Source organism: Alterinioella nitratireducens, assembly GCF_013155465.1.
In the GTDB taxonomy this organism is placed as follows: Bacteria; Pseudomonadota; Alphaproteobacteria; order Rhodobacterales; family Rhodobacteraceae; genus Alterinioella; species Alterinioella nitratireducens.
Window position 1 is genome coordinate 1 of record NZ_JABJVX010000031.1, and the last position, 10,929, is coordinate 10,929.

At 57.2% G+C, this 10,929-nt stretch carries 7 protein-coding genes; 4 read left to right on the plus strand and 3 right to left on the minus strand.

Features of this window, described 5'->3' with window-relative positions:
• Positions 1–459 precede the first annotated feature (459 nt).
• Entirely contained in the window at positions 460–1,125 is a 666-nt protein-coding gene (locus HNS34_RS20045; protein ID WP_214647560.1) for a HEPN domain-containing protein, read from the minus strand.
• A 24-nt stretch (positions 1,126–1,149) separates the two neighbouring features.
• A complete protein-coding gene (locus HNS34_RS20050) occupies positions 1,150–2,124 on the minus strand; it encodes a helix-turn-helix transcriptional regulator (protein ID WP_172321852.1) in 975 nt (324 codons plus the stop codon).
• Positions 2,125–2,268: 144 nt separating this feature from the next.
• Here HNS34_RS20050 and HNS34_RS20055 point away from each other — a divergent pair, with 144 nt between their 5' ends.
• The 4 genes from HNS34_RS20055 (at position 2,269) to HNS34_RS20070 (ending at position 10,522) form a co-directional block, all read left to right on the plus strand.
• Positions 2,269–2,547 carry a hypothetical protein gene (locus HNS34_RS20055; protein ID WP_172321853.1) on the plus strand — a complete coding sequence of 93 codons (279 nt, stop codon included), beginning with the start codon at positions 2,269–2,271 and terminating at the stop codon, positions 2,545–2,547.
• A gap of 156 nt (positions 2,548–2,703) precedes the next feature.
• Entirely contained in the window at positions 2,704–5,988 is a 3,285-nt protein-coding gene (locus tag HNS34_RS20060) for a TM0106 family RecB-like putative nuclease (protein ID WP_172321854.1), read from the plus strand.
• A gap of 5 nt (positions 5,989–5,993) precedes the next feature.
• On the plus strand, positions 5,994–9,215 hold the full coding sequence (locus HNS34_RS20065; RefSeq protein ID WP_214647561.1) for a DUF8426 domain-containing protein: 3,222 nt from the start codon (positions 5,994–5,996) through the stop codon (positions 9,213–9,215).
• Entirely contained in the window at positions 9,215–10,522 is a 1,308-nt protein-coding gene (locus HNS34_RS20070; protein ID WP_172321855.1) for an McrC family protein, read from the plus strand. Before HNS34_RS20065 ends, HNS34_RS20070 begins: the two co-directional genes overlap by 1 nt.
• A 37-nt stretch (positions 10,523–10,559) precedes the next feature.
• Here HNS34_RS20070 and HNS34_RS21135 read toward each other — a convergent pair.
• Positions 10,560–10,929 (minus strand): hypothetical protein (locus HNS34_RS21135; protein WP_407925887.1); only part of this gene is annotated, 370 nt, incomplete at its 5' end.

Genomic DNA, 10,929 nt, shown 5'->3' on the forward strand with positions numbered 1-10,929 from the left:
GCGACAATCGCCGCCCTGTAACTGCGGCCGAGCCAAGGCCGAAGAGCAAAGTTACACCATTTCCCGGGACACTATCCCAGATTTGTAAGGGCGGCTCGATCGGCCATGGCGTGATCCGCCGAATGAAGACCGCTCTGGCATGCGCGCAGGGCGCGGAGGCAGGCCAGCCGCCCGCAAGGCAGAGGAGGATTGCACAGTCCACCTGATAGGCCTGAGCCGGACCTGACGAGGCCATTAGTCCGGATATGCTTAGTGCCGTGGCTGTTGCCACGCTGTGGATCACGTGCTTCATGATGCCGACTCCATCTATAATGGTGCAGCGATACGAAACAACATTAATGATAGCAAGGAGATTTGATTGAGATGCGGCACGAAAGGTCCCTGCTAGCGGTGCCTTTGCCGGAAGAAGGTCTAGGCACGTGCGGGGTTCTGCCTTAGCTCAGCAGGAACTGCGCGCAGCTACGAGACTACGGGGTAGAAAGGACGCCCCCAGTCTCCGCTCGGGTTATCCATCATCAGGTCAACAAAAACTGGCATCAGGAATGCAAGGATTGCCGCTCCATCGCGCACTTGCGCGCGATTCACGCCGCCGTTCCAAGTCGAACCGCCGTGCACGAGCTGGTTGCGCAGAACATACAGACGGTCAAAGACAAAACTCAAAACTCTCGCTGTGTCTCCAGCCTGGAACGCCTGTCCGAAGGCTCGGGCCGAAGCATTGAAACGCTCCTGCCAATCATCGAAGCCTTCGATTCCGTTGTGGTGTTGCCAGAACGGGCTGAAGACGTAGTGGTTCTCCAGGAGAAGACGAACTGGACCAGAGAAGCGCTGCCAAACAGCCTTGTAGATCCGCCGATCAGCATCCAGCTGTGTCAGCCGACCAAAGAACTCAAGGAACGTGGCGCGTTCACCTAGCGGGATAGACTGGAATTCTCGTTCGTCGGCGTAGGCTGCATTAAATGCGATCCAAAGAAATATGAATCGCGCGTCATCGTCTTCTTCACAGGCCTCGGCACGACCGATCCAACTGATTGCACGGTGGACACGAAGGCCCATGGTTTCGGGAAATCCCGAGCGAATGGCCCTCTGTTTTTCCTTCAACGCTTGGAACGTCAAGCTGTCGCTCATACAAACTCTCCTCAAGAAATTGGGTCATGGCATCGCGGCAAAATCGGAGCGGCGATAGTCCTCGACCATGGCTCGCAACTCCGCCGGGGCGATGACTTCGACCTTGTCACCCCATTGATACAGGTGCCAAACCATCTCAAGCCAGCCCGCTGCATGGAAACGGACGATAAGACTGCCATCTGGCTGGTGTTCCAACGTCTGCCTTGGATGAAACTGAAAGCCGGCTGCACGAGCGGCTGCGTCTGGCCTGAAGCGCCAGACCACTTCCCCGAATCGCGCCGGATCTTGCCAGACCCCGAAGGCGTGGGCCGCATAATCTGCAATGGTGAAGCCGTCCTGGAGCTTGAAGCTTTCATTCAAGGTTTCTGCTTCATGTATGAGATCAATGCGGAAGTTTCGGACCTCATCTGCCTTTGCTGGGTCACGCGCGGCAAGATAGGTCCTGTGCCCCAGCAATACCCCATGCGGCTCCAAGATGCGTTTTTTCGTGTCCTGACTGTAGCGCACGCGTAACCGAAAAGGTCCGCGCAGCGCCTCGATAATTGCGTCAAGAATGTCGGGAGCGACACTGACACGGGGGCCGGGGCGTGTGACTTGGCCCATGGCCATCAGGACAGCCTCTGCATCAGCTTCGATGCGAGCTCGAGCCGGCACTCTTGCCAACATACCATCTCGAAGTTCCGCCAAGGCCTTTGCATGCCGCAGCCTGCCTTCTGCTTCGGCTGAACGGGCAGCGATCTCCAGTGCTTCGGCGCCAGTTTCATGCCGAAGTTGTAGCCGGGAGAGTCCAGTGTCGCGTAAGTACCAGCGTCGCTTCCGGTCCTCACCGTCTTCAGCCACGACATTTCCGAAGGTGGCCTCCAACGCATCAGTCATACGCTGAGCAGTGCGATGAGAAACCGAAAACTCGTCACAGATGTTTTCGAGACTGACCCCGCCGCGGCGCGCGGCGGCCATCTGAGCAAGACGAATGAGATCTTGGGCCTTGGAAAAGGACATGGGTTGTTCTGGACCTGTCAGTTTTTGACACCCTTGTAGGCTATTTGTGTCATTGCGTCCTGTCGAGCCGATTCCGGCAAGGGTGACCACGGTGCGAGTTGAGAGGCTCGTCAGACGCAGCAGAACACAGAGAGGGAAAAAACGATGCGTGGACGTGTGATCAAAATTGAACGGATTAGCTCTCGTACCGGGGTGATTGAAGAGCCGGCAATCACCAGCAAAGGGTATCAGTTGGCGGACCCGGCGCATGGAAATAACAAGCACCATGCCGAATTCGCAGTTTATGCCAATACGCTGGATGATGCGGCAAACTTAATCGCCAAAGGGTTTTCACTCTGGATGGGAGCAAAGGGCAAGCGCGCTTCCCTTATTGCGCCGAAAAGTCTTCGGATTGTTCGGGGCCAGGACGGCTTCGCCGCATAGCAGTGTCCGCAGCGCGTCGTCGGCTGTAAAGCGTCAAGAATCAAATGTTTGCCAAGCACGACAGATATTGACACCCACCGATGTTATTGAAGAAGCTGCAAGCTAACGAGACGTTTCCGCTCCGAGGGTTGCGCTCATTGATGATTGCTGGAACCCATGCGGAAAATTGACAACAAGATCCTTTTTTCGGCGACTGACCTGATGCGGTTCATGGGATGTACCCATGCGACCGCGCTCGACTTATTGCGCCTTAGAGGCGAAGGGCCCACCCCGGGAGAAGACACAGAAGACGCCGCACTTCTGCAGAAGCAAGGAGATGCGCACGAGCTGGCGCATCTCGAACGTCTGAAGGCCGCGGGCAACAGAGTCGTGGAGATCGAACGGGGAAACATCGCCCAGGATTCCGAAACGACACGCGCGGCACTGCAAAGCGGTGCCGAGGTCGTCTTCCAAGGTGCATTTCTGTCTGGGAACTGGGGTGGATGGTCGGATTTTCTTTTGCGGGTGGATACGCCTTCAGCGCTTGGACCATTCAGTTACGAAGTCGCTGACACCAAATTGAAACGCCGACCGCATCCCAAGCATGTCCTGCAGCTCGTGCTTTACTCTGACCTTCTGACCGAAATTCAGGGTGTGCCTCCTGTGTTTGCGCATGTTGAACTCGGGACAGGTCAGCGTGCAACGCTGCGGCTGGCAGATTACGCACATTACGCTCGAGCAGCCCGTGCGCGGCTTGAGGCTTTCGTGGCGGAACCGGCTGCCACGCGGCCTGTGCCTTGCGCCGACTGCGGACTGTGTCGTTGGGCAGATCACTGTGCCGATGTTTGGGCGAAAGAGGACAGCCTCTTCAATGTGGCGAATGTCACGAAGGGCCAGGTCAAGAAGCTTGAAGCAGCTGGTCTCAGAACCATGGCGGAACTGGCGGCGCTCGCCGAACCAGTGCGCGGCATATCGGAGAACACTCGCTTGCGACTGGTCACGCAGGCGCGTCTTCAGCATGCCCGGAAGACTGGTGGACCAGCTTTCGAGTTGAGGGCGCCTGAACCTGGCAAGGGCTTTGACCTGTTGCCAGAACCACAGCCCGGCGACGTCTTCTATGACATCGAAGGAGATCCACACTTCGAAGGGGGACTGGAATACCTGCACGGGCTCTGGTTCGACGGGCAATTTCTAGCGTTCTGGGCGCATGATCACAGGGCCGAGGCCCAAGCTTTGAGCGATTTATTGGCATTCTTCCGCGCAAGGCTGGAAGAGTATCCTAAAGCGCGCATCTATCACTATGCCCCTTACGAGATCACGGCTCTCAAGCGGCTGACGACCAAATATGGAATCGGCGAAGCCTTTCTCGATCGGCTTCTACGCGAGCGCCGTTTTGTCGATCTGTTCGCCGTCGTGCGTGGAGGACTGATCGGTTCGGAGCCAAACTATTCGATCAAATCGATGGAAGCTTTTTACGACCGAAAGCGCGACGGAGAGGTCAAAACAGCGGGTGGTTCGGTCGTAGCATACGAAAGGTGGCGAGAGATCGGCGATCAGCACATCCTTGATGAAATCGAGGACTACAACCGTATTGACTGCATCTCGACCGAAGAGTTGCGAGACTGGCTCGTTGGCATCCGCCCGGCAGGACCGTGGCCATCGATTGGCCAAGACGCGGCTCCAAAAGAAGCTGAGGAAGACGCAGAGACAAGGGCGCTCCACGAGCGGATTGCCGCTTCTGCTTTGCCGGATGAGCGGCAGGATCTACTGTTCAATCTGGGTCTTTTTCACAGGCGCGAGGTCAAACCTGCCCAATGGGCCGTTTTTGACAGCGCCGCGAAAGACGAAGATGACCTCATCGACGATTTGGACGCCCTAGCTGGGCTGGAAGCGATTTCCGCTGTCGAGCCGGTAAAGCGTTCGTTTGCACGCCGCTACCGCTTTCCAGTGCAAGAGACAAAACTGCGGCCGGGCAAGAAAGCCACCGTTCCTGTTTTCGATGGCGCCCCGGTCTCGGTCAATATCGAGGAGATGGACCGGAGAAGACGCGAGATTACGGTCAAGGTCGGACCTGGAAAAGGCCACCTTTTGGAGGATCGCCTCTCTCTCCACCCCGATTGGCCGCTTGATACCAAGGTCATCGCAGCGGCTCTGCAGGACGTCATCGCCGATCAATGCGCGGTTCAGTCCTACCGGGCCGTAGATGATCTTCTATGCAGAGCGGCGCCGCGGCTGACTACTGGGGCGCTGTTGCCGGTTGAGGACCCAGTCATAGGCACGATTGATGCCGTCGGCGCGATGGATCAAACGGTTTTGCCTATTCAGGGCCCCCCGGGCACGGGCAAAACGTTCGTCACTGCCCGCGCGATCCTGTCTCTTGTCCGAAAAGGCGCGCGCGTAGGTGTCACATCGAACAGCCATGAGGCCATCCGCAACGTATTGATGGGGTGCCTAGGTGCGCTTGAAGACGAAGATCTGCCGATCACGCTGGATCTGGTTCACAAGGTTTCCGGGTCCGACGATGGCTACCCAGACGATTGTCCAATTCAACGCACTACAGACAACGCCGAAGCCGCAAGTGGCGGACATGTCGTGGGCGGAACTGCTTTCTTTTTTGCGCGGGAAGAGAATGTGCAGGCATACGACTGGCTGTTCGTTGATGAGGCGGGGCAGGTTGGCTTGGCTAACATGGCTGCCATGGGGCGCTCTGCAAAAAACATTGTGCTGGTTGGCGACCCGAGACAGCTTGCGCAAGTGATCCAAGGGGCACACCCTGAACCCGCAAATCTTTCCTGCCTGGACTGGATGCTGGGCGATCACGCAACGATACCGCCTGACAGGGGGATTTTCCTTCCCGTCACGCGCCGGATGCATCCCGACGTCTGCCGTTTCATCTCCGATCAGGTCTACGAAGGTCGTTTGACCAGTCACGCAGATACGGTTCGCCAAGGAGTATCGGGAACGAGTTTCCCCGCTGCGGGCGCCTTTTGGGTTCCCGTGAACCATGAAGGCAATGTGCAGATCGCTTCCGAAGAGGTTGCCGCAATTCAGGACACGATTGACGACCTTCTGACAGGCACCTGGCCTGAAAAAGACGGCACTGAGCGACCCATCCGCCGGTCTGACATCATCGTTGTGGCCCCCTACAACGCTCAGGTGAATGCCCTCCAAGATGCACTTCCCGATGGCATTCGGGTCGGGACAGTCGACAAGTTTCAGGGGCAGGAAGCACCTGTATGCCTTGTCTCAATGACGGCATCTTCTGCCGAAGAAACATCGCGAGGCATGGAGTTTCTGTTTTCGCTCAACCGTATCAATGTGGCGGTGTCGCGTGCCAAGGGCCTGGCCTTGGTCTTCGGCTCACCGCGCTTGCGCGAGGCCAAGTGCGATACCGTGGAACAAATGCAGTTGGTCAACACGCTATGCGCGCTGAAAAGCTATCAACCAGAATCAACGAGATAGGGAAAATGGACTGGAGCAGTTTCACAAACCGCATCTCCGAACTTGAAACAAAGCGCAAGCCCTCGGCTAATCGCCGTGCAGTGTTTGAAGTCATTCGGAACTCGAAACTGCGGCCAAACCCGGATTACGATGCAAGCCTCTATCTTGGCCCACTGATCGATCCGCAGGGTCGGCCGCTCTGTCTCGAGTATACGAACGATCGCCCAAACCTCTGGTTTCATGAAAGCCATGTGCGAGCTCTGCAGGATGCGGGTCTGGATCCCAGCAGGAAGCCGCCGTCCGGAAGCGACAGTGAAGGTCGCCACAGCGGGCTCAAGTCGAAAGGTTTCCAAGATATCGATGCTTGGAAACTTGGTGACCTCGATCCCGACAGAGCCCGCGCAGCTCTGACCGCTCTTGGCTTTGCGGGAGACTTTCAACTCGACCCGACTGCCGTGAAGCGCTGGATAGATCGTCTGCAACACTTCTTTCCAAGCCTTGATCGCTTCGATCGCCCGGATCCAGATTTTGATGAAGCAGAACGAAACTACAAACTGGCAACGATCAACAAGCTGCGCCCGGCCCTGGAAAGCGCAGGCGATGACAGCTCGATTACAGAAGCCGTTTTCACCGCCGCGACTGACTCTAACAATCTTTTGGATTGGCGCACGAGCGAACCTCTAAGCCTGAAGAGCAACGCTGACCACGGGCTTCTCGATCCCGCCGTTGCGTCGCTTGTACGTGCTGCACTTAGATCACCGGAAGAACATGCGGCGGCGCTCGACATCTTCGCAGGCATTTGGAAAGAGGCCGTGCCGAAAGGCACGGAAGACGCGGCGAGGCAGATCGGCGAGTTCATTTTCTTTCATCTATGGCCAGATCAGGCAGTCTACATCCGGCATACGGTTCGGCAGGACCTATGGCGCGAAGCAGTAGGCACACCATTCCCGAAGCATTCAACGCTAGCCGAGACCTACGCGGATGAGATGCGCTTTATGAAGGCAGTACGTCACGCATTCGAAGAGCGCGGCCTCGCACCTCGAGATATGATCGACGTTCAAAGTGCGCTTTGGGTCGTCCATAACTATGCGATGGAGGAAGGCGCTAAAAGCCACGCACTCGATCGAGCCCAGATTGAAGCCGCGATGGACGCATACGACAGCTACCGTGCGAACGGAGCTCATAGCGATATCTTTGGTGCCTTCGGTGAGCCACGCGACTATTGGGTCCGGTCATCGCGTGAGCGCGAAAACCGTGTATATCCGACCAAACCGCTAATTGGCTTCATTCTCGGCAAGACAGAACTAAACGGTGGCTGGGGACAGAAGGCGGATGCTGCTGCGCGTCTTCACAACGCCGGTTACATCATCGTCGACCAAAACGATCAGCCCACCGAGCGCCCTGAGCGGTACGAACACCTGATGGAAGGTGCCGACCGGATCAGGCTCTGCGCCCTGAACTATTTCATCGAACCTGCTCGGGAAAAGGCAGCCAGGGAGGTCTCCATCCGCGCAGGAGGCCTTGCTACGGCAATCGGGCTGAAAGACGCGTTTCCGAACATCTGCCAGGCACTAGGCGGTGAAAAATTCCAGAAACTTGCGCAAGTACCACCGCCCACGAGCACCGAACCAAATCCAAGCAGTTCGACCGTTTTCACCTATACGCTAAATTCCCAACCGGAGGCGGACACAGTGACCGACACAAAAAAAGCGCCCTCGCCATCCGCCGTAAACTTGATCCTCTATGGCCCGCCGGGCACGGGCAAGACGTATCAGACGGCATGGGAGGCCGTCCGGCTGTGCTTGGGTGACGAGGCTACTGCTGCACTAAATGGACAAGATGGCCGAGCAGAGCTCATGAGCACGTACCGCAGCCTCGTGAGCGAGGGGCGCATCGAATTCGTTACTTTCCACCAGTCTATGTCCTACGAGGAGTTCATCGAGGGACTGCGACCGACTACGGATCAGTCCGAGGACGGCTCGGCGGGTACCGGGTTCCGGCTGGAGCCCGCACCCGGCATATTCAGGCGCATCTCGGAGCGTGCGGAGAAGGGCGTGCCGACAGTACCGCGAGAGAACGTCGTTTCCCTCGACGGGCGGCAGGTCTTCAAGATGTCGATCGCGCGCGCAAACGTGGCCGCGGAGGACTACCTGTTCGAGGAAGCCATCTCCGAGGGGCACACGCTCCTCGGCTGGGAGGACATCGACTTCTCCGACGACAGGTTTTCCGATGTCGAGGAGATACTGGAGGCTTGTCGTACTCATGGCGAGCGCGAAGGCGAGGTTACTCTCCAGTCGGGCCAAGTGAGCCAAGTGGACGTTTTCCGCAATCAGTTGGACGTGGGAGACATCATCGTTGTCACCAAGGGCAACCGACTGTTCCGGGCCATCGGCGAAATCACGGGGGAGTACCAATACCGGCAGCGGGACAACCGGAAATACTGCCACAGGCGGTCCGTGCGATGGCTCTGGGTTGACAGAGATGGGGTTCCTGCCTCCGAGATCTACGATAGCAATTTCACCATGAAGTCGATCTATGCCCTCGATCGGGCCCGCCTCGATACTGTTGCCATCGAAAGCTACATGAATAGCGGCGGCGAACCGATCCATCGGGAGGCAAGACCGCATGTCCTCATAATCGACGAGATCAACCGGGCAAACATCTCGAAGGTCTTCGGCGAGCTGATCACGCTTCTCGAGCCCGACAAGCGGCTCGGGATGGACAACGAGATCCGCCTCACGCTTCCCTATTCCAAGAAGTCCTTTGGCGTGCCTCAGAACCTCCATGTCATCGGTACGATGAACACGGCCGATCGCTCCATCGCTCTGTTGGACACGGCGCTACGCCGCCGGTTTTCTTTCAAGGAACTGATGCCCGACCCTTCAGTTTTGTCGGACAACGTCGAGGGGGTCGATCTGCAAAAGCTGCTGTCTACGATCAACGAGCGAATTGAGTATCTGTTCGACCGGGAGCATCAAATCGGGCACGCGTACTTCACAGGCTGCCAGACGCGAGCGGATATTGAGAGCGTCATGCGAGACAAGGCGATCCCGCTTCTGGCTGAGTATTTCTATGAGGACTGGTCCAAGGTCGCAGCTGTTCTTGGCGACTCTACTCACGGTCCCGCCCGCTTCCTCGATGCCAAACAAATTGCGGTACCCGGAGGCATGACTGAAGACGACTTTTCTAGCGAAAAACTGCGGTGGACGGTCAAAGACAAATTCGACTTCTCGGAGTTTGCGGCCTGATGCCGGCCTTCACCCTGCGCGAATGGGAAACGTTGCCCCACGGCGAAGGGGACGGCTGCATTCCCGAGCATTTTGCCGAGCGTCTCGCGGCGCTCGCCAGAGTATCGACCTTTGCGGGAAGGGGTGGAGGCGGAGTGCTTGAGGATCGGCGCCATGAACTGCGGGCGCGTGGCGTTGTCGGGGTCCTGGCAACCGATGGCTGCAGCCTTGAAATTCTTCCCAAGATCGATGTCGAAGGGCAAGGAGGCGAAGCAAGAAAGAATGCTGCCATTCGCAAGCGTCTTGTTCACATGCTCGCAGTCGCACTGGACCTAAAAATCGAGACAGGCCAGATCACAGAGCTTGACTGGCAGCGCGAAACGCTTCTGGAAATTCTCATCCGCATTTTCTGCAGCAAGCTGACCGATGCCGTTCGTCGCGGCATGCCGCGGCGATATATTGTCCAAGAGGATGATCTTGCAGCGTTGCGCGGGACGCTCAATCTGCCTCGTCAATTTACACGCCACGCAGCGAACCCGTCACGGCTCGACTGCAAATTTGATGAGCTGTCAGAAGACATCGCTCTGAACCGCATCATGAAAGCAACGGTCGCACATCTCTCCAGAATGTCGCGCAGTCCCGCCAATCAACAGCGTTTGCGCGAACTGGCTTTCGTCTACGCCGATATATCCGAAGTCGCTGTTCCTGCGCTGAAATGGAATGAGGTCATAATCGACCGGACAAACCGGGCGTGGCAGGAATTGTTCGGGATGGCGCAACTTTTTCTGCGTAATCGTTACCAAACGACGAGTGCCGGGGCGGGACGGGGGACTGCACTCCTCTTTGAGATGAACGCACTTTTTGAGGAATATGTCGGCCGGCTAATCACACGCGCTTTGGCACGCACGGAGTATCGGGTCTCTCTACAAGGCGGGAGGCTATTCTGCCTGACATCGCTCGATGATGAACGCGCTGTGTTCCAGACGAAACCCGATATCCTGATTTGGCGTGCGGGGCAGGTTGTCCATGTGATCGACACGAAGTGGAAGCGGATTTCCTCCCGTATTGATGATCGAAAACAAGGAGTGTCCCAAGGCGACGTCTATCAGATGATGGCCTATGCGCACCTGTACAAAGCCCCGCGACTGACGCTGCTCTATCCGCATCACCAAGGTCTTTCAGAATCGGAAGGTCTTCAGGCCCAGTTTCGGATATCAGGTCAGGAGACGATCATCGAGACGGCGAGCGTGGATGTCGCAGTTGGTGACGATATGATCGCCCGCTTGAAAAACATCATTGCGTTGGAGACTGACGGAGCGTTGGTCTAACGGTTGATTTCTACTGGCGGCACAAACCCGTAGTCGCTTACTCGAGAGCATTCAGGAACCTGGCGTAGTCATCACTGACCTCCCTCGCCTCAACAAAGGCGCGCGCGCGCTCGGTGTCGAGACAACGGAAGTAATCCTGCACATCGGCAATGTAGGTCTCGAAATCGCTTCTGATCAGATCGGCGTAGGCACGCATGTCTTCTTGCGACTGAGGCAAGAACGGTCGTTCGGGCGGTACGCAATCTGCTGCCGCGGCTACCGGCATGCTTCCAAGCAGGAGCGCGAACAGCAACGGTGCGTTGCGCGCAATAAACAAGCGCAGGGCAAAACTCGATAGTGTCCCGGGAAATGGTGTAACTTTGCTCTTCGGCCTTGGCTCGGCCGCAGTTACAGGGCGGCGATTGTCG

Coding starts and splice junctions, on each gene's coding strand:
- HNS34_RS20060 (WP_172321854.1), top strand. CDS start 2,704: ATGCGGAAAATTGACAACAAGATCCTTTTTTCGGCGACTGACCTGATG.
- HNS34_RS20065 (WP_214647561.1), top strand. CDS start 5,994: ATGGACTGGAGCAGTTTCACAAACCGCATCTCCGAACTTGAAACAAAG.
- HNS34_RS20045 (WP_214647560.1), bottom strand. CDS start 1,125: ATGAGCGACAGCTTGACGTTCCAAGCGTTGAAGGAAAAACAGAGGGCC.
- HNS34_RS20055 (WP_172321853.1), top strand. CDS start 2,269: ATGCGTGGACGTGTGATCAAAATTGAACGGATTAGCTCTCGTACCGGG.
- HNS34_RS20050 (WP_172321852.1), bottom strand. CDS start 2,124: ATGTCCTTTTCCAAGGCCCAAGATCTCATTCGTCTTGCTCAGATGGCC.
- HNS34_RS20070 (WP_172321855.1), top strand. CDS start 9,215: ATGCCGGCCTTCACCCTGCGCGAATGGGAAACGTTGCCCCACGGCGAA.